Origin of the sequence: Bacillus sp. LJBS17, from assembly GCF_019334685.1 — a bacterium.
Classification (GTDB): Bacteria; Bacillota; Bacilli; order Bacillales; family Bacillaceae; genus Bacillus; species Bacillus subtilis.
The window spans coordinates 3,630,744-3,650,852 of sequence record NZ_CP079759.1; the positions used below are offsets into that span (position 1 = coordinate 3,630,744).

The window sequence follows — 20,109 nt, forward strand, 5'->3', positions numbered from 1 at the left end:
ATCTCCTTACGTATTAAAGAAAGTCAACAAACTTGTCTCTGAATTTCATATGCAGAATAGAACCCACTAACAATAAAAGGAATGTGAACAGCCAGAAATACAGCGTGTACTTCATGTCTTGGAAAAACCATTTTCCGTCTAAGAAGCTGTTCCTAAATCCTTCTATCAGATAAAAAATCGGATTCAGCTTAAGCACAGGCAGAAGATTCGGGTGATTTTTCCCGAGCTGCTCTGAGATATTCCAAAAAATCGGAAGTAAAAAGAACAATAATCTGGTTACGGCCTGCAGCAGAAATTGATAATCTCTGACAAGCACACTGATTGTAGAGTTAAACAAGCTAAATGAAAACATAAACACAATCATGCAGATTAAATAGTAAATATATTGTATCCAATGCAAGCTAGGATAAATACCGCTTGCTAAAAGCACAATGACATAAACACCCATCATTACAAAATAACTAAATAAATTTGAAGCAATCACAACAGAAGGCAGTGAACTGATCGGAAAATTCATTTTCGCCACCATATTGATCCGTTTAAATACACTGTTTGATCCATCCAGAATCGTCGGGCTAATAAAAAACCACGGGATCAAACCAGCCAGCATCCAAACAATAAAAGGCACTTCTCCAATACCTGTTATGACTGGCTTGCTGTTACGAATCCCCATACCAAATACAAACCAATACGCCAGCATTTGAATGAGAGGATTGAGAAACTGCCATAATACGCCAAGATAATTCATCTGATACTGAGACTTTGTCTCATACGAAGCTAAGCGCAAAATTAAAGGAAACGATGTCACTTGCTCTTTTACGATTCTTACTAATGCATTCATTGTTTATCTTCCTTAGACTTAAATGATTTTTTGGATCTTTCGGTTAAAGAAATTTGAAAGCACCGGTGAATATTGTAACAGATAATAGAGTTTTTTTCACATCATAGCAGGTTTAAGGTCAGTGAAAAAACTTACATTTCATTTTTAACTAAAATATAGATATAGTAAACAAAAAAGTATTTCGAGATATTTGTCTCGAAATACTAATTACAGCATTATTGGACCTTAATTTGAGAATAAACCTTTTTTAAGGGAGTTTTGTTTTTTTTGAATTCTTGCTCATTTAAAAGATTTTCCCACTTCTTTCCTACAACTTCAAATGAGTATCTTTTTACATTTTCCTTCGCATTCCTGCCCATTGTTTTCCTCAAATCATCTTCTTTTATTATAGTGGTTAAAGATTCTGCTAGCTTATCTACATCATTTCTTTCAACTAATACCCCATCTTCACCATCTTTGATAATTTCAGCAGGACCAATACAAGAATAACTAACACAAGGAACCCCTACGGACATAGCTTCAATGATAACCATTCCGAATGATTCATTTCTTGAGCTCAATGCGTATATCGAGGAATTGGCCATCTCATTAATAATGTTATCTGTTTTTGGCATTAAGAAAACATTATTATACAACTTCTTATCGAATATCATTTGACGCAATGAATCTTTCTCCACACCATCACCAAAAATCTTCAATTTCCATTCTGGATATTGTTGAGCCACTTTTTCAAATGCTTCAATCAATAGGTCAAAACCTTTTTCATGAACAAATCTCCCAGCAGCAATTACTGTTTTTTCTTCTAGATTTGAGCTCTCCTTTGGCATGTGTGTTGCATTCTCTATTTTATATAAATCTGTAGAATGCTTAATTAGAAGCTTCTGATAATCATTAATTTCTGCATCAGTTAAGCATGTCAGAGCATCCAGCTTTTTATAATACTTTCTGATTTTCGTTTGAATTGACTTTTCATATCCGCCAAAATACTTATGCTCTTGGCCAATTTTAATGACATTACGATTAACAAATTTAGCAGATAAGAAATTAAAAGATGGAATGGTCGTTATAAGTACACCCTGATTAATTTCTGAAAGTTTTTTTAGAATTTTAAGGTCTACAAATAAATTAAACATATGATATAGATCTTCATTCTTATCAATAAACACACTTGGTATCTTCATTAAAATTCTTTTAATAATTTTCTTATATAAAGGTGTATTCTTACCAAAGAGCTTTCCTCTTCTTGCATCAAATATTGGTTTCAGTTTAACTCTCTTGTCTATATCAAACATAGGTTTACCCCTTGTTCTTCTAACACTTATAATTTCAACGTCATAGTTTTGGGCAGCCAAATAATTAGCTGTGTTAGCAACAGTTCTCACTGTTCCGCCCATACCATAGATATTGTAAACCAAAAAAGTAATTTTCACTAAATTGTCCTCCTTTCTATTTAAGCATTTTTATTTGGTTATAAATACGTTCTGAATTTTGTTTATCCTGATATTTATAAAATTTCTTTGATTTCACTGTGTATTTTTTCTCATACTTGAAATCATTTTCAATTTGTTTTTGAACGATTTCCAATAAGCTCTCATCGGTATAAGCTGTTTGACCAAATAAATCTGTTTTTAAATTGACATAAGACCCTCTGTAATGTAAATAGTCTGGTAAATCAAATTGATAAAAGACTACAGGCTTTTCCAGATAATTAAAATCAAAAGCTACGCTTGAGTAATCAGTTATCATTAAAGAACTTTCACTGACGAGACTTTTAACGCTCTCTTCTCCGACCTTTACTAATTTTATGTTTTTATGCAGATCTTTAAAATAGTTACTATATTTTTTTTGCAGTTCTATATGCATGAAGAACTTCAATATAATATTGTTGTCTTCTAAAAGTTTATGCAGTTTCTTATTATTTAAAAACCCACTGTATTTAAGATAGAATTTCGAACTTGCAAAGTCGTCAATCCACTCTCTCCAAGTCGGAATAAGGAGTATTTGTTTGGGTTGCACCTTTGTACTGTTGTCAATCAATGTATCAAATCTCGATAATCCTGTAACCATCACTTGATCTTTTTTAAAATTCATTTCCTTCACTAAAATGTGCTTTTCGTAATCAGATGAAACGACAAACTTTTTAATCTTACTGTTATATGACTTTCTATTAAAACTCAATTTTTTCATTGCAATGATGCCATGCTGCAAATAGATAATTTCTTTTGGATTTTCACTCATTTTATTATGAATGACACTAGGGATAACATCTCTAATACCATGGCTTACAATTAAATATTCACTTAAGTGATAAAATACGAGATGTTTAAAACTGTCATAAGTTATAATGTTTTTCGGATATTTTGAAATGTTATCAGGGTTTTTGTTATCTTCCTTACTTACATAGTAGTATTTTTCGTGTCTTTTATTTCGAACACAGTATTCAAAAAATGCAAACCCATTATCCTGTGCTACTTCTCCTAAATTCTCTCCAACAAACCACACTGGTTTATTAACAAACGGCTTTAAAATTTTTGCAACCAGTCCCGCAAATATAAACCTTATTTTTTCCGATTTCTTCTCAGTGGCCTTTATGTCCCTCAATTCTAACTTTAAATGAGAGTTTCTTTTATCAATAAAAGCAGATAAAAAGAGGGAATTATTCATTTTAATTGCACCAGATTTAAATGTTGACTTACTATTTATTAGTTTCAAATCTTTTATTTTTATTGATGACTCAACATACTTATCATTAATTAATAAACATAGACCAACATCGTATTGCATTTGTTTTTCCAAGCCATAACTCTTAGCTTCACTTACATTTATTAAAAACACAATTTCTTTATAGTCTTCCTGTTCCTGTTTTAGTGCGGGTTCTAGCAAGATCGAACTGCTATTCTTGTCTCTTAACTTCAAATAAATTTTATCGTATATCAAATTATTTTTTTCAATAGCTAAGCGAATTTCTATTTCTTTATTTTTGCTGATTATACCTGTGCATTCAGCATTAATATAAGAAGAAAAAACAAAAGATAATTCATTTAACTTATTAAACTTAGGCTGTATTGAGAACGGTTTAATATCTTTAATTATAAACTCCGGATAAACATGAGATTGTGATTTATCTAAAATATTGTCCAAGTTCGACTTCAGTTTTACTACATATTCTTGATCCTTTATAAGAATTGAGATATAAAAATCAAATATGAAATGATTCATTACATCTATATCTGCTTTATTTATTTTAAGCCTGCTCTCAAATCGCCAAGAAGAATTTTTTCTCTTTTCAAGGTTATTATTAAAATAAATTTTTTGCTCATTCTCATTTGCTAAAAAAATACTATCAATTTCAAAATCTGTATCTAATATCTCTATAGAACCTTTAACTATTACATCATCACCATCATGATGTATATAAGATATATCTCCATAAATCGCTGAATCTTTTATTAAAACTGCTAAATTGTTATCTAGAGTAGCATACATACGTGCTCTTTTAATGCTTCCTTTAGAATTGTAAATGGTTTTAGGCAGACTAATAAATTTACCTGCGGATTTATCATTTGCAGAATCAAAAGATAATCTTTGGCTAACTGTTAAACCGTTTGTATCAAAATCTAGATAAACATCCCATATTCCATCAGTCTCAAAGAAGCTTTGTCTTAAAAAAGGAACACTTACCTGTAAAAATCCATTATCATGATCATTTTCCTGCAAATGAACCATGTGCTTATCTTCAGTTTTTCTATTGATAAAAACTAATTTTTTTATAAAAATTTGCTCATTCTCATTTGGAATGACCTCACATTTTATATGAAAATTATTATTATCGATGCTTAAATGATGAACTTTAGTTTGAATTAACTGTTCATTAAATTTTGAAATGTTAATTAGCAATTCTTCATTTTGATTTTGAGCAACATTATGAACAAAGAGTTCGCCATTTTCAGTAAAAAACTCCTTGGTTTGTAAAGCAGCATTAATATCAGTTTTCATTTTAACTGTAAACTGCTCTTCACCTACCTTAACTTCAGTATAAAAGTACCAATTACCTTGATATAAAGGATAATCTTTCATTGCTAAGGATATTTCAAAAGTTGAGTCTTCTAATAGTACAAAAGATTTCTTTGGTATTAATAATTGTTCCTTAGTTACTTCGTTTTCTAAGTAACAATTTATGAATTTGACTGAGTTATTTAAAAAGAAAAATGAATGAGATCCAAAAAAGGTAGTGCAATTTAATGACATTTGGACATTTTCAACAACAAAAGCCAATTCGGAAAGGCTTGTTTTATTTATGATTAAATTATCATTCTCTTGTGGAACCAACTCTAGCACAGATCCGTCAATAACCAGTTTAAATGTATCATTTAAATGGTTTAGGATATCAATAAAAACTTCATCATTATCTAAAATAAGCTTCAGTTTAAAAACTGTTCGATCCGAACAAGACTTAAGCTCATTTAACGGGATAACAACTTTCATGATGCCTTCATCGCTAAGTAAAGAGATATTAGATAAGATATCTATGTGCCCATTAAAAGTTGTAAGAACAACATTCTTTATTCTACTAAAAAAGTGATCATAAAAATCCTTTTTTTCACACATCAGATCCAATATGATATTTTCGTTTTCAACTTTTATGTTTATTAAATATATGCCGTAGTCCATTAAGCCTCGCCTTTCTCTGCTTGCTTTTAAATGACTTCCTATTATCCAAAAATCCTTTTTACAACTCTCTTTGTTGACTCGCCTGCTTCTAAATAACAAAACTTACTATGAAATTTCTGATAATTATCGTTAGTAATATAATCAAAACTTTCGACATCATGAATAGTTTTAATTACTTCCTCTGTGGTCATCAATAACGGTCCAGGAGCTTCACTTTCAAAGTCATAATAAAACCCTCTTAATTTATCCCTGTATGTTTCAATATCGGGAACAAAAAAGATAATAGGTTTTTTAAGTGACCCAAAATCAAAGAATACAGAAGAGTAATCAGTAATTAAGATATCTGAAATAAAATATAGTTCACGAATATCCTTATACATAGACAGGTCATATGCAAATTCTTCTAAGCCTTCTAACTCAATAACATCAGCTACTAAATAATGCATTCGAAGTATAACAACATATTCATCGCCTAGATGTTCTTTTAATTTTTTTAAATTCAAATGAATATCGAATTTATAGGCGCCTTTTTTATGATATAGGTTGTCACGCCATGTAGGTGCGTATAAAATAACTTTTTTACTTATATCTATACCGAGCTTCTGCTTTATATTATTTTTCTCGTTATGTGTTTTTGGCGAAAATAAATAATCATTTCTCGGATAACCTGTTTCTAAAATTTGTTTTTTAAATTGAAATGCCCGTTTAAAAATTTCAGTCGAATAAGCATTAGGAGAAATCAAATAATCCCATTTGCTTGCTTCCTGCAGAAAATTCTGTTTATATTTTTCAGTTGTGGTTCCGGGCATATGCACTTCATCCATATCATTAGCAAGTTTTTTTAGCGGAGTGCCGTGCCACGTCTGTACATACAATGTGTTTTTTGGTTTTGGAATCCATAAAGGGAGCCGGCTGTTTGTAATCCAATATTTCGCTGTAGCCATGTACCAAATCCACTTAAAAGAAAACCTTTTTATATATGCTGCATCTACGCCGTCTAATGCCGACAAATATCGTTTATCAATGCTCCATATCATTTTATAATCATATTGATCTTTATTTTCCTGTAAATATTCATAGATTGCTCGGGGATTGCAGCTAAACTGTTTTCCTGAGTAGCTTTCAAATAAAATTAATTTATTGTTTCTTGGCAGAAGAGCAAAAGTCTTAAAAAGAACTGAATACACCCTGACTAATAAACTTCTGCATTTTTGTAAAATAAAAGATTTCATAATGAACTCCTTAAAGAGTAAAAAATTTATATTTGCGCAAACAAGAAAAAAAGAAGCAACTGAATTACTTCAAGCCTCTTTAAATTAGTGCTTCTATAAACTAGCCATGTCTTTTTTTATTTTGGTAGTTGAAATGCCTTCTGTTCTTGGAAGGTAAATGACCTCACAATATTCCTTTAAGAAGTCAAATTTCCCTTTCCAATCATCGCCGATCACAAATGTATCTATATCGTACTTTTGAATATCTGAAATTTTTTGTTCCCAGTTTTTTTCGGGAATCACTTCATCCACAAAATCAATTGTTTCTAAAATGAATTTTCGATGTTCATAGGAATGATGCGATTTTTTTTGTTTTTGAAGATTAAATTCATCTGTAGATAATCCCACGATTAAGTAATCACCCAGATTTTTTGCTCTTTGTAGCAGCTTCATGTGTCCATAATGAAATAAATCAAATGTTCCGTACGTTATCACTTTCTTCATCAGATAACATCACCTTCCAACTGTTTTCAACTGAGAGTACCAGAAAAAAACCACAAACCTTAACAGATTGTTTATAATTTCGACACATTTTTTACGTACCATTAATATTGAACAATAATAGCATAAGTTCCTATAAAAGTTAAGGCTCTTTAAAAATGTCAATCACCAGCATTTTTTGGTATCATCGTTGTATTGATGTATATTTTTTACAGGTCTAATGTCTTATCCATACCCATTATAACAAGTTTTCTTTTTCGAAAAAATCGAATCTTTTGTCGCGTTTTTAAGTGAAACGATTTTCTTTCTGCTGCGTCATTTATTTTGTACGCCCTCCTCATATTAATTCATCGTCAAAACGTGAAGGAATTGTAATGTGAATGTTAAAAGTTCCTAAAGATTTTTGTGGTAAGATAGAGTAAAATGTTTTCAGACAAAGAGTCTTTAATCAAACTATACGAATGACACGTGTTTTTTATAGACATATAGATGAAAAGGAGGGTTGATACGATGCAAACGAAACCCATTAATCAATTAGATTTTGTAGACGGTGAACTGACTTCATTTGTATCACATTTAGAAACGTCATTTTTGGACCAGAATAAAGGTGCGTTCATCGTAACAGCGAATCCTGAAATCGGATTTGAAGCGATGCAAAATCCGCGTTATGAAGCGGTTCTTTCATCTGCTGATTTTATTTTGCCGGATGGCATTGGTGTTGTGTTGGTTTCCAAGCTAATTGGTAAGCCGCTTCAATCCAGAATCGCCGGTTATGATTTGTTTACATCTTTGCTTGAGAAGGCTGATCAAAAGAAAAAACGGGTTTTCTTTTACGGTGCAGCTAAGCATGTGATTGCTCAGACAATCGAGCGAGTCGAACGTGATTATCCTGGGATTGAAATTGCCGGATATTCTGACGGTTATGTGAAGAATCAACATGAGGTGGCAGACAAGATCGCAGCCTCAAATCCTGACATGGTATTTGTTGCTTTAGGTTATCCTAATCAGGAGTTCTTTATCCATAAATACCGACATCTATTCCCTCAGGCTGTTTCTGTAGGGCTGGGCGGAAGCTTTGATGTGTTCAGCGGCAATGTCAAAAGAGCGCCCTCATTTTTTATCCGTTTTCACCTTGAATGGATGTACAGGCTGATCACAAACCCTGCGCGCTGGAGAAGAATGCTTAGCATTCCTAAGTATGTTACAGCCGTGCTGAAACATGAACGAACTTCAGCAAAGCCGCAATATACGGGACAGGTCAAAGATCAATCACGCCATCTGTAATGGGCCTTAAAGGAGCTATGGTATGTAATGAAATGCATGAATCTTTCGCTGTGCCTGCCGACAATCCGCGGCAGCCGTTTTGAGCTGATGACAGATTGAAATCCTGGTTTGCGTTTTTTTACTATTTGTTCATCAAAGTCATCGGCGCATTGCTGTTTTGGGTCAAACCGGGAAGTCAAGTGACCCTTCTTGTTTCCTTTCCTGATAATGCCCGGGCAATATTAAAGGAATATCAGATGGGACACTACTCATTTCCCATTCATGTACTTCTGACCCAGCATGCCAAATCGCTGGAAACAGAATTTCCTGAGCTTACTGTTTCAGTTATTAACGAAAAACACCCGCTTCATATATATAAAGCGGTCTTTTCTATGCTGAGCAGTAAAGCTGTGATTGTTGATAACTATTTTGTTTTGACAACCGTTTTGACCTGCAGACCTGATATCGAGTGTATCCAAGTTTGGCATGCGAATGGAGCGTTTAAACGATTTGGGTTAAAGGATATCAACACACAGAATCGTTCGCGGGCTGACGTGAGACGCTTTCGCAAAGTGTATGCTTCATTTGACCGGATTGTCGTCGGTTCTGAACATATGGCTGACATATTCAAGGAATTCTTCGATATAAAAGGTGATAAATTTCTTCGGTTTGGCGTGCCTTTAACCGATGCTTACTATGAGGTGAAAGAAAACAGCAATGACCTTAAAAGCAAATATCACCTGCCAGCAGAGAAAAAAATCATCCTGTATGCGCCAACCTTTAGGGATCATCAGTTTGAAAGCTTTTCGCTGCCGTTTTCAGAAAAACAGCTGCAGCATGATTTAAAAGGAGAATATTTACTTGCAGTAAAACTTCATCCTGTTATGAAGCAATCTGCTCAATTGCATGGGGATAGTGCGTGGATAAAAGACGTATCAGATCTCCCTCTTGCAGACCTTTTAAAAATGAGTGATCTGTTAATATCAGATTATTCTTCTGTCCCTTTTGAATTTGCTTTGCTGGACAAACCCATTTTGTTTTATACGTATGATATGGAGGCTTACAACAGAACCCGCGGTTTAATCCGCCATTATACAGAGGTAATCCCTGGGGTTCCTTGCCGTGATTCAGGAATGCTCTTGGACCAGCTGAAAGATATGAACAGGCTTCAATCTGAAGTGGAGCGCTTTTCACGTGAATGGAATCTGTACTCGAGAGGGAATGCCAGCAAGCTGCTTTTAAGCTATGTAAATGAGAAATTAAACTGATCTTTATATATAATAGAGATCGGTATTGCAAATAATATGAAAACCTTTTATAAAACATTATGAGTTGTAGTAAGGAAGGAGTCATTTTATGATTTATGCTGAGATTCTAGCCGGTGGAAAAGGTTCCCGCATGGGGAACGTTAATATGCCAAAACAGTTTTTGCCGTTAAATAAACGCCCAATTATCATTCATACGGTTGAAAAGTTTTTATTAAATGACCGTTTCGATAAGATTTTAATCGTCTCCCCTAAAGAGTGGATTAACCATACAAAAGACATTTTAAAGAAATTCATCGGGCAGGATGATCGCCTGATTGTCGTTGAAGGCGGCAGCGACCGTAATGAATCTATTATGAGCGGCATCCGCTATATTGAAAAAGAATTCGGTATTCAGGATGATGACGTGATCATCACTCACGATTCTGTGCGTCCGTTTCTCACTCATCGCATTATCGATGAAAACATTGATGCTGTTCTTCAATACGGCGCGGTTGATACTGTTATCTCAGCCATTGATACAATTATTGCTTCAGAAGACCAGGAATTTATTTCTGATATCCCTGTCCGCGATAACATGTATCAGGGGCAAACACCGCAAAGCTTCCGGATCAGCAAATTGGTCGAGCTTTATAATAAACTGTCCGATGAGCAAAAAGCTGTCCTTACTGACGCTTGCAAGATCTGCTCGTTAGCGGGTGAAAAAGTGAAGCTGGTCCGCGGTGAAGTCTTTAACATTAAAGTAACGACACCATATGACTTAAAAGTGGCTAATGCCATTTTACAGGAGCGAATTTCACAATGATTAATCAAACATATCGTTTAGTTTCTGCCCGACAATTTGAAGTGACATATAAAGATAAAGTTGTCCATTCAGATAAGGTCGTCGTCCGTCCTACCCATTTATCCATCTGTGCTGCAGACCAGCGTTATTATACTGGCTCACGCGGCAAAGAAGCGATGGACAAAAAACTGCCGATGGCTCTGATCCATGAAGGGATCGGAAAAGTCATGTTTGATCCAACAGGCACATTTAAAGTCGGAACCCGGGTTGTTATGGTGCCAAATACACCGGTTGAAGAGCATGAAGTCATCGCAGAGAATTACCTGCGTTCCAGCAGATTCCGTTCAAGCGGTTATGATGGATTTATGCAGGATTATATGTTCATGGCGCCTGATCGGCTTGTTGAGCTTCCAGACAGCATTAATCCGCATGTCGCAGCCTTCACTGAGCTTATTACAATTGCAGTTCACGCGCTTTCCCGCTTTGAGCGCATGGCGCATAAGAAGCGTGACACATTCGGTGTCTGGGGGGACGGAAATCTCGGATTTATCATGACGCTTCTACTGAAGAAAAAATATCCAGACAGCAAGGTGTTTATTTTCGGAAAAACACCTTACAAGCTTGATCATTTTTCTTTTGTTGATGCAGCTTATCAAATTAACGACATTCCTGAAGATGTCAGAATTGATCATGCCTTTGAATGCGTGGGCGGACGCGGCAGCGAAAGCGCAATTGAGCAAATCATTGCCCATGTCCATCCTGAAGCGTGTGTAGCGCTCCTAGGCGTGTCTGAATACCCTGTTGAAATTGAAACAAGAATGGTGCTTGAAAAAGGGATTACGCTGATCGGCAGCAGCCGCAGCGGACGCGAGGATTTTGCCCGTACTGTAGACTTTTTAGCTCAATACCCTGAAGTCGTTGATTATTTAGAAACATTAGTTGGCGGACGCTTCCCGGTACGCAGTATTGAGGAAATTACAAACGCGTTTGAAGCAGATTTGACTTCATCTTGGGGAAAAACTGTTATTGAATGGGAAATTTAAACAGTGAAAACATTCCTTACACGAATTGTAAAAGGAGTATTCGGCACTGCTTATAAACTATTGAGCGCTTTATTACCAGTACAGCACAACAAAATTGTCATAGCTTCCTATCGTGAGGATCATTTAAGTGATAATTTTAAAGGTGTCTATGAAAAGCTGAAGCAAGATCCGTCTCTTCGCATCACCCTGCTGTTCCGCAAGATGGATAAGGGGCTGATTGGACGAGCTGCATATTTGCTTCACCTTTTCAGCTCGTTATATCACCTTGCAACATGCCGCGTGCTTTTGTTGGATGATTATTATTTTCCTTTGTATGTTGTGCCAAAACGAAAGGAAACTGTTGCCATCCAGCTTTGGCATGCTTGCGGCGCGTTTAAAAAATTTGGCTACAGCATTGTGAACAAGCCGTTCGGCCCTTCTTCTGATTATTTGAAGATTGTTCCCGTGCATTCAAACTATGATTATGCCATTGTCAGTGCACCCGCTGCCGTTCCGCATTTCGCCGAAGCCTTTCAAATGGAGCAAAAGCAGATTTTGCCGCTCGGCATTCCAAGAACGGATTATTTTTATCATAAGGAACATATTCGCACTGTACTGGATGAGTTTCATCGGGTTTATCCTGAACTGAAGCATAAAAAAAAGCTTTTGTATGCTCCTACTTTTCGAGGCAGCGGACATCATCAAGAGGGTGACGCTATACCGCTTGATCTGCTACAATTAAAATCGGCGCTAAACCATAAAGATTATGTCGTGATCCTCCATCTTCATCCGTATATGCGCAAACATGCGCACACGGAAGAGGATGATTTTGTGCTGGATTTAACTGATTCGTACTCTTTGTACGATTTGATGGCAATCTCTGATGGGCTGATAACCGATTATTCTTCAGTTATTTTCGAGTACAGCCTGCTGAAACGTCCGATGTATTTTTACTGTCCGGATTTAGAAGACTACTTGGAAGAACGTGATTTCTACTACCCGTTTGAATCGTTTGTACCCGGGCCGATTTCGAAAGACGTTCCATCGCTTGTACACGATATCGAGAGTGATCACGAGGCTGATACGAAACGTATTGAAGATTTTTCACAGGCATTTATCACCCATCAGGACGGCAAATCTTCAGAGCGGGTGGCCGATTTTATTTCATCATTTTTAACATCTGGTGCCGATTAGGAGAAAGTGAGGTACAAAGTGAAGCTGGCAAGAAAGATTAAGAACAGACTTTTCAGATCAAAAAAGAAAACGCAAAAAGAAAATGCAGCTGTCATTGTCCATCCAGCTGATAACAGGGTTTTTTCTCTATTTGATAAAACGAAGCGAATTGAAGAAAATCAGCAAGTCCCTGTCAGAAAGATTTCTGAGTTTTCTTGGAATGGGTCAATCCTAAAAATTGCGGGTTATATGTATATCAAGGGCCTGCCGCTTCAAAAAGAGGATCAGGTTCGAAAACGTTTATTATTGGTGAACAACGGTGTTTTATTTACAGCTGTTTCACTGCGGGATGTTCCGGTAGATAAGCTGTCAATTGATACTTCAAATGTGCCTGGAGCCTATAAGTGGGCAGGATTTTCACAGCAGATTAACTTTTCTAAGCTGATGAATGACAAGCCTCTTCCGCAGGGCGAGTATAAGCTGTTTCTCGAGATTGAAGCTGTAGATGACCAAAATGTAAAACATCAGGAAGTGCACACAGTTGGAAATGTCAGTAGTTTCCTATCTAATGATGTGTATGCCACAAAAATGGAATTTCATTCTGCTAAAAAGCTGATGAAGTTCAATTTGATCGTTAATTATGATGAGGGCGAAAAGACGATTAATTTGTCTTGCAACAAACTGCAGGAAATTGATCCGAGCCTTTTGGAGCTGGATACTGGAAAAGAGGCAAACCGCTTTTTGCGCAAGCTGAATACAAGCTTATTCCATTTTGCTTATGATGTATTCCGCCTGCTTCCAATTAAGTCTAATAAAATTGTCTTTGCTTCTGACAGCCGGCTTGATATGACAGGAAACTTCGAATTTGTTTATGAAGAGCTGCTGAAACGTGAAGAAAATTTTGATTTCAAATTTTTCTTAAAGAGCAGCATTCGAGATAGAAAAAGCCTGTCTGAACTGATGTCTATGGCTTATCATTTTGCGACAAGCAAAATCATTTTTATAGATGATTTTTATCCGATTATTTATCCGTTAAAAATCCGTAAAAATGCGGACCTTGTCCAGCTGTGGCATGCTGTCGGCGCCTTTAAGACATTCGGCTACAGCCGAATAGGTCTGCCGGGAGGACCGTCACCGCATTCAAAAAACCATAGAAACTACACGAAGGTTATTGTCAGCTCTGAAAATATACGGAAGCACTACGCAGAGGGCTTTGGGGTAGACATTGAGAACGTCATTGCTACGGGCGTACCGCGAACAGACTTTTTCTTTGATGAAGCGAAGAAGGCATTTGTAAAAGAACGCCTTTATACGGAATATCCGTTTCTAAAGGACAAAAAGGTCATTCTTTTTGCTCCAACCTTCCGCGGAAACGGTCAGCAATCAGCTCATTATCCTTTTGAAGTGCTTGATTTTGACCGTCTGTATCGTGAGTTAAAGGATGAATATATCTTCTTATTCAAAATTCATCCATTCGTACGAAACGATGCCAATATTCCTTATCAGTACAGCGATTTCTTTTATGATTTCTCTTCGTTCAGGGAAATTAACGAGCTATTGCTCGTAACAGATATTCTGATAACGGATTACTCTTCTGTTTGCTTTGAGTATGCTTTATTAAATAAACCAATGATCTTCTTCAGCTATGATGTAGATGATTATATTCGCAAACGTGATTTCTATTACGATTACTTTGACTTTATTCCTGGCCCTCTTGCGAAAACGTCTGAGCAAATGATTTCGATCATTAAAGAAGAGAAGTATAACTTTGAGCAAATTGATTCATTTGTTCATTATTTCTTCGATGATCTTGATGGAAAAGCAAGTGAGCGAGTCGTCGATCAAATTGTTTTCCCTCAGGAAGAAGAGCCATCAGAGGATAAAGTTCTTAAAAGATAAATCAAAAACACCTTTTGCAGCCGCAAAAGGTGTTTTTTTTATTGATATTCCGGAACATCAAAGTAAAGTGTATAACCGTCCAGCAATGAATACAGGCTGTACATGCGGTTTACTTGTTTGTACGCCCAGCCGATGTCTGTTGCGTATTGATGTGTCGCTGTAGCTGACCATCTCATTTTGTACAGTGTGTCCTGATTGTAAGCTGTGTTGTGGATATACGATGAGCCTATGAATTTAGCTCCGCCGATAATGGCCGCTTCTGGTGTGAACCAGCCCTGTTCGTACGCATATTTGGCTCCGTAGTAATTCGGATTGCTGTCGTATGCTCCAATTCCATACATGTTGTATACGGTCTTTCCGTTATAGGTTAATCCATTGGCTAAGGCGGATGTCCCGTTTCCTGTTTCCAGAAGAGCGTGTGAGATTAAATACAGTTCGTTGATGCTATATTGATTGGCGGCATCGATAAATGCCTTTGCTCTCCCTGTCAGGATGCCTTTACCCGCAAGCACTTTCTGATTGACCTCAGTAACGCTGAGGCCCGCTGTCTGTGACAGCTTGAGAAATTGGAAGTAGTATTTGCTGTCTCTGGTAAAGTTATTTGGATCCACGTATTGAACTACTTCATCACTGCTTGCGTTTCGCCAGCCCAAATTGATCTTAGCCCAGCCGTTTATCTGTCCGATGATTTTCACTTTATCGCCTTTTTTAAATTGGCCGATCACGTTTGTCGGGCTGACTTCCGGCGTTGACCGGATATTTAGTACATCAGCCGTAACGGTTGATGTTGCTGTATTAATGTACGTGAGCGATACGTAAGCCGCTCCGTCTGTTTGCGGACTTACTGTCATTTGTTTTTGGACCATATCACGAAGCGAGAGATTGTAATTTGTTTTCATGATTTGCGGGCCGTTTTTGATCTTCACGATAGATGATGTCCATCCGTATAATTGTTTTAGCTTCGTTGATGCCGCAGCAGCTGTATCATTGCCTGTGAACTGCTCATTTACGCTGATTTTAAAAAGCGTATTGCTTTTCGTTGTATAGCTCGGGGTTACACTTTTCGATTTAAGATAGGTTAACCCATTGTTCAATGCTGTTTTGCTGCTGAGCTGTGTTGTCACGATTTTGTATTGTGTATATGCAGTCTGGCCTGTTTTTGATGTTGTGACTGCGATTTTATTTTGTTTGAAAAATGTTAAAACGCGGTCAATCTCTTCTTGGCTGATGATAGCTTCAGTTGTGATTTGGTAGCTGCTCGCAGCTGTCTGACCGGTTTTCTGGCTTGCTGCTGATATATGATTCGATTTGAAAAACGTGAGTGCCTGATTGACTTTCGTTTGATCAAGCAGAGATTCGGTTGTGATTTTAAACGTGTCAGCTATTTGTTTTTTGACGGATTTCGCAGAAGCACTCAGCTGATTTTTCTTTAATATGTTCAAACCCTTTGTGACCTTTGCTTGATCTGATGTTTCTTCTGAAATGAGCTGATATTGATTTTCTGCTGTTGATCCAGCTGCTGTTTTTGCAGCTTTTACTTTTTTCTGAGCAAAGAAGGCTGCTGCTTTGTTTGCTTGCTGCTCGCCTAAAATCTTTGCCGTCGTGATTTGATAAGCTGCAGACGTTGTCGTTTTTTTGACGCTGGATGACGTGTAATGCCATTTTTTCTTTTTAAAGAAAGTGTCTATTTTTTGGAGCTGCTGTTTTGTTATACCCTTCATATTCACGGTATATGATGTGCTTTTTCCAACCTGTTGATAACTGCCGGATACGCCGGTGTTTTTCTTGATTTGGCTGATGGCATCCTTTACTGTATTCAGTCCTTTGAAATAAGCTGATTGGACATTGTATGACTCAACGGTTGTTTTTTGATTGATGGACTTGTAGCTGCCTGTGATGCCAGTGCTCTGTTTCAGCTGCTGCAATAGAGTCTTGGCATTCGCTTCACCTGAAATGGCAGCAGTTGCGAACGTATAATAGGCTTGCCCTTTCACTGTTTCCTTTAATGATGCCTGCAGCCCAGATTCCTTTTGGAAGGCGTTTTTGATCTGCGCTGCTCTGCTGTCTCCCACGATTGTGCCAGACTGAATGGTTGTGACAGACACCGTGTGTGTGATGGGCTGATACGAGCTTTTAATCCCCGTTTGCTTGGCCAGGCTCTGGATAAGCGCCTTGACTTTTGTCTCATCAGCAATGTCTGATGTCATGACGTTCATATAGGGCCGAGCTGCTCCGTAAGCTTTTACAGCGCCAGCCACTCCCGTCTCCTGTTTCAGCTTTGCTAGGATAGTGTTGGCCTGTTTTTCTCCGGAGATGGCACCTGACGAGATGGTGACATATGGCTGTTTGCGTCCAACAGGACTTGACGTTCCTGTAATCGATGTCTGTTTGGCGAGTCCGCTCAGTATTGCTTTCGCTTCTGATTCGCTATGAATGCCTGAGGCGGAAATTTGGTAGGTCGTTGTTGTGCCTGAAGCCTGATAGGATGCATCCCAGCCAGTATCTTTTTCCAGTTTGGCGACAGCTTGTGAGGCTTGGCTTTCTGTACTGAATGTATTCGACGGCTCTACTTTATATAGTGAGTAGTCGGTATACGCGGCTGCCTGGGCAGAACCAGACATGGCAAAAAAGGCAAGGGACGCGGCGGATAGAAGCATAGGTGCGATTAGTCTCTTTTTCATTCCTTCTCCTCTTTCTTATTCTATGAGTATATAAAACTAGTTTATTTATCGGCACGCGCATGCTTCATTTATAGGTGAATCACTTCCATTTTCTAATAAAAAAACTTAATCTCGAAGTGAGATTAAGTTTAAATATGAGACACGATAAGGGTACAAGTTCCTTTTATCGTAAAATCGGGCATTTGAGCCGGCAAAATAAAGTGATCGCCTTTTTTGAGCAGACATGTTTTGTCCTCATACATGAGCAAACCGCTTCCTTCTATCACGCTGCAAATCAGAAAGGATTCATCCTGAGCCATTTCAGCTTCGCCATTGATGTCCCATTTATACACCGAAAAATATTCCCCTTGGACAAACGTTTTAATGGTTATTCCTTTTCTTGATTCGGTCGATTCATCAATATACCCGTCCACATGGGGAACCGTGGCCGCATTGACCGCTTTGGCAAAATGAAGCTCTCTCGGACTTCCGTTGCTATCAACCCGGTCATAATCGTACACCCGGTATGTGGCATCTGAATTTTGCTGAGTCTCTAAAACAAGGGCCCCCTTGCACAATGCATGCAGCGTTCCGCTCGGCACATAATAAAAATCACCCGGTTTAATTTTGATTCTTCGCAGCAGGCCCTCCCAGTCACCGCTGTTGATCATTGTGACAAGTTCGGTTTTTGAGCGGGCCGTATGCCCGTAAATGATTTCTGCGTTTTCCTTACAGTCGATAATGTACCAGCATTCCGTCTTGCCGAGTTCTCCCTCTTCGTTTTCTCCGGCATAGTAATCATCAGGGTGAACTTTAATTGACGTATCTTCCCGCACATCCAGCAGCTTTGTCAGAAGCGGAAACCGATCCCCTTCTACGCCGCCGAATACTTCACGGTGCTCTTCCCAAAGCTCGATTAATGTCTTTCCTTTATACGGGCCATTTGCAACAGTGCTCGGTCCTTTTGGATGAGCGGAAATGGCCCAGCATTCCCCCGTTGATTCTGAAGGAATACTGTATCCAAATCTATCTCGTAAAGCGGTTCCGCCCCAGATTTTTTCTTTAAACACAGGCGTTAGAAAAATCGGTGATTGCGTCATGATCCGTACCCCTCCCCTGTAAATAACTGATCATCATTTTCCCGGTGCGCCCCTCTTACAAACGCCCGTATAAGCTATCTTTTTTCCGATGACAACATATGTACAAAGCATCATCTTTTCACTACCCCTTCAAAGAAAACGCTTCCTATCTATTATATCACGTCGAAAAGAAGCTTTGTTTCAGCCTTTTCCTCGATAAGAATAATTCTCCTTTTTTGATACAAATTAATAAAAACCGTCAATCTGTTTACGAAGGAGAGAAACTATGCAAATCGACTCTGATCTCCAACGCAATATAGAGACATTGAAAAAAAAGTTGGGACAAAACGACGATATCATGTTTTATACGTTTTCATTTGGAGGCAACAGACAGAAAGCGTGCCTACTGTATATTGACGGTTTGACAGAAAATAAACTTCTGGCGCAATACGTCATTTCTCCTTTACAAAAAGAAGCGTTAGACAAAAAAGAGGGCTTGATTGAAGATTTATCCGCTTTCTTTTTCGGCTATCATCACAATGTAATCTCTACTATAAAGGAAATACAGCAGCTTATTTTTTCCGGACATGCCATCTTGCTGGCCGATGGATACAGCGGAGGGCTGGCTTTTGATACGAAAACATTCATGACGCGCGCCTTTGAAGAACCTTCCTCTGAAATCGTAGAACGCGGTCCGAAGATTGGCTTTATTGAAAATCTCCGGACAAACACGGCGCTTTTACGAGAGCGGACGAGTGACCCTAATCTCATCATAAAAGAAATGACGATAGGCAAAAGGACAAAAAAAAAGATAGCTGTCGCATATATTCAGGATATTGCCCCTGATTATGTCGTAAAAGAAGTGTTTAAACGCCTAAAATCCATCATAACAGATGATTTGCCGGAATCAGGCACACTTGAGCAGCTCATTGAAGATGAACCTTTTTCGATCTTTCCGACGATCTTAAGTACAGAGCGTCCAGATCGTGTAGAAAGCTCATTGTTGGAAGGCCGGGTTTCCATTTTGGTGGATGGCACGCCGTTTGCACTCGTTGTCCCCGCAACGCTTGATGAATTTATTCATTCACCGGATGATTACAGCCAGCGCTGGATTACAATGTCACTTATTCGTTTGCTTCGTTATTCCAGCATCCTGATTACCATTTATTTGCCGGGCTTATATATTTCTCTCGTTTCCTTCCATACGGGGCTTTTGCCGACGAGAATGGCTATTTCAATTGCAGGCAGCAGGCTGAATGTGCCCTTTCCGCCTTTTGTTGAAGCCTTTATTATGATATTTACGATAGAACTGATCCGGGAAGCCGGTTTACGGCTGCCAAAGCCGATCGGACAGACGATTGGGCTTATTGGAGGCGTTGTCATCGGACAGGCAGCTGTGCAGGCGCAAATTGTCAGCGCACTGATGGTCATTGTCGTTTCCGTTACGGCATTGGCGTCCTTTACCGTTCCTTCATACGCCTTTAACTTTCCGCTGCGGATTATTCGTATCGCAGCAATGATAAGTGCAGCTGTATTGGGCATGTATGGCGTCATCATGGTCTTTCTGTTAGTAATTGGCCATTTAATGCGTTTGAAAAGCTTTGGCCAGGATTACATTATTCCGATAATGGCACAGCCCGGACAAGATTTGAAAGACACGATTATTCGCGTTCCCACCCTATTTTTAAAAAGAAGACCTACCCGCAAAGGCACAAAAGATAAAATCAGACAAAGGTGATG

At 37.9% G+C, this 20,109-nt stretch carries 14 protein-coding genes; 7 read left to right on the top strand and 7 right to left on the bottom strand.

What is annotated here, in order from left to right; all coding sequences use genetic code 11:
- Nucleotides 1-13: 13 nt before the first annotated feature.
- From tagG to tagD, 5 genes are all read right to left on the bottom strand, one after another.
- Entirely contained in the window at nucleotides 14-841 is an 828-nt protein-coding gene (gene tagG, locus KXZ66_RS18790) for a teichoic acids export ABC transporter permease subunit TagG (protein WP_003235506.1), read from the bottom strand.
- 215 nt (nucleotides 842-1,056) lie between these two features.
- Nucleotides 1,057-2,271, bottom strand: a complete 1,215-nt coding sequence (locus KXZ66_RS18795; protein ID WP_049140502.1) for a glycosyltransferase family 4 protein — start codon at nucleotides 2,269-2,271, stop codon at nucleotides 1,057-1,059.
- Between the two features lie 16 nt (nucleotides 2,272-2,287).
- Nucleotides 2,288-5,512, bottom strand: coding sequence for a CDP-glycerol glycerophosphotransferase family protein (locus KXZ66_RS18800; RefSeq protein ID WP_049140501.1), 3,225 nt, complete (start codon nucleotides 5,510-5,512; stop codon nucleotides 2,288-2,290).
- Between the two features lie 41 nt (nucleotides 5,513-5,553).
- Nucleotides 5,554-6,744: a CDP-glycerol glycerophosphotransferase family protein gene (locus KXZ66_RS18805; RefSeq protein WP_141949242.1), complete on the bottom strand. Its 1,191-nt coding sequence runs from the start codon at nucleotides 6,742-6,744 to the stop codon at nucleotides 5,554-5,556.
- Nucleotides 6,745-6,837: 93 nt separating this feature from the next.
- Nucleotides 6,838-7,227 carry a glycerol-3-phosphate cytidylyltransferase gene (gene tagD, locus KXZ66_RS18810; protein ID WP_024571912.1) on the bottom strand — a complete coding sequence of 130 codons (390 nt, stop codon included), beginning with the start codon at nucleotides 7,225-7,227 and terminating at the stop codon, nucleotides 6,838-6,840.
- A 507-nt stretch (nucleotides 7,228-7,734) separates the two neighbouring features.
- Between tagD and KXZ66_RS18815 the strand changes: the two genes are divergently transcribed.
- The 6 genes from KXZ66_RS18815 to KXZ66_RS18840 all read left to right on the top strand — a co-directional run bounded on the left by KXZ66_RS18815 (nucleotide 7,735) and on the right by KXZ66_RS18840 (nucleotide 14,630).
- Nucleotides 7,735-8,508 (top strand): WecB/TagA/CpsF family glycosyltransferase, encoded by a 774-nt coding sequence (locus KXZ66_RS18815; RefSeq protein WP_029318765.1) that lies wholly within the window; start codon nucleotides 7,735-7,737, stop codon nucleotides 8,506-8,508.
- Between the two features lie 95 nt (nucleotides 8,509-8,603).
- Nucleotides 8,604-9,755, top strand: coding sequence for a CDP-glycerol glycerophosphotransferase family protein (locus KXZ66_RS18820; RefSeq protein ID WP_103803445.1), 1,152 nt, complete (start codon nucleotides 8,604-8,606; stop codon nucleotides 9,753-9,755).
- An 88-nt stretch (nucleotides 9,756-9,843) separates the two neighbouring features.
- On the top strand, nucleotides 9,844-10,557 hold the full coding sequence (locus tag KXZ66_RS18825) for an IspD/TarI family cytidylyltransferase (RefSeq protein WP_003235520.1): 714 nt from the start codon (nucleotides 9,844-9,846) through the stop codon (nucleotides 10,555-10,557).
- Nucleotides 10,554-11,579, top strand: coding sequence for a ribitol-5-phosphate dehydrogenase (locus tag KXZ66_RS18830; RefSeq protein WP_003235523.1), 1,026 nt, complete (start codon nucleotides 10,554-10,556; stop codon nucleotides 11,577-11,579). Before KXZ66_RS18825 ends, KXZ66_RS18830 begins: the two co-directional genes overlap by 4 nt.
- Nucleotides 11,580-11,582: 3 nt before the next feature.
- Nucleotides 11,583-12,752, top strand: coding sequence for a CDP-glycerol glycerophosphotransferase family protein (locus tag KXZ66_RS18835; RefSeq protein WP_024571914.1), 1,170 nt, complete (start codon nucleotides 11,583-11,585; stop codon nucleotides 12,750-12,752).
- 18 nt (nucleotides 12,753-12,770) lie between these two features.
- A complete protein-coding gene (locus KXZ66_RS18840) occupies nucleotides 12,771-14,630 on the top strand; it encodes a CDP-glycerol glycerophosphotransferase family protein (protein ID WP_219144983.1) in 1,860 nt (619 codons plus the stop codon).
- 38 nt (nucleotides 14,631-14,668) lie between these two features.
- On the opposite strand, the gene lytD is transcribed toward KXZ66_RS18840, so the two are convergent.
- Both lytD and manA read right to left on the bottom strand, forming a co-directional pair.
- A complete protein-coding gene (gene lytD, locus KXZ66_RS18845; RefSeq protein ID WP_163138362.1) occupies nucleotides 14,669-17,311 on the bottom strand; it encodes a beta-N-acetylglucosaminidase LytD in 2,643 nt (880 codons plus the stop codon).
- A 128-nt stretch (nucleotides 17,312-17,439) separates the two neighbouring features.
- Complete coding sequence (gene manA / locus KXZ66_RS18850) at nucleotides 17,440-18,390, bottom strand: mannose-6-phosphate isomerase, class I (RefSeq protein ID WP_070547898.1); 951 nt, start codon at nucleotides 18,388-18,390, stop codon at nucleotides 17,440-17,442.
- 265 nt (nucleotides 18,391-18,655) lie between these two features.
- Between manA and KXZ66_RS18855 the strand changes: the two genes are divergently transcribed.
- Nucleotides 18,656-20,107, top strand: a complete 1,452-nt coding sequence (locus tag KXZ66_RS18855; RefSeq protein WP_070547900.1) for a spore germination protein GerBA — start codon at nucleotides 18,656-18,658, stop codon at nucleotides 20,105-20,107.
- Nucleotides 20,108-20,109 lie beyond the last annotated feature (2 nt).

Coding starts and splice junctions, on each gene's coding strand:
- tagG (WP_003235506.1), bottom strand. CDS start 841: ATGAATGCATTAGTAAGAATCGTAAAAGAGCAAGTGACATCGTTTCCT.
- KXZ66_RS18800 (WP_049140501.1), bottom strand. CDS start 5,512: ATGGACTACGGCATATATTTAATAAACATAAAAGTTGAAAACGAAAAT.
- KXZ66_RS18805 (WP_141949242.1), bottom strand. CDS start 6,744: ATGAAATCTTTTATTTTACAAAAATGCAGAAGTTTATTAGTCAGGGTG.
- tagD (WP_024571912.1), bottom strand. CDS start 7,227: ATGAAGAAAGTGATAACGTACGGAACATTTGATTTATTTCATTATGGA.
- KXZ66_RS18815 (WP_029318765.1), top strand. CDS start 7,735: ATGCAAACGAAACCCATTAATCAATTAGATTTTGTAGACGGTGAACTG.
- KXZ66_RS18825 (WP_003235520.1), top strand. CDS start 9,844: ATGATTTATGCTGAGATTCTAGCCGGTGGAAAAGGTTCCCGCATGGGG.
- KXZ66_RS18830 (WP_003235523.1), top strand. CDS start 10,554: ATGATTAATCAAACATATCGTTTAGTTTCTGCCCGACAATTTGAAGTG.
- lytD (WP_163138362.1), bottom strand. CDS start 17,311: ATGAAAAAGAGACTAATCGCACCTATGCTTCTATCCGCCGCGTCCCTT.
- manA (WP_070547898.1), bottom strand. CDS start 18,390: ATGACGCAATCACCGATTTTTCTAACGCCTGTGTTTAAAGAAAAAATC.
- KXZ66_RS18855 (WP_070547900.1), top strand. CDS start 18,656: ATGCAAATCGACTCTGATCTCCAACGCAATATAGAGACATTGAAAAAA.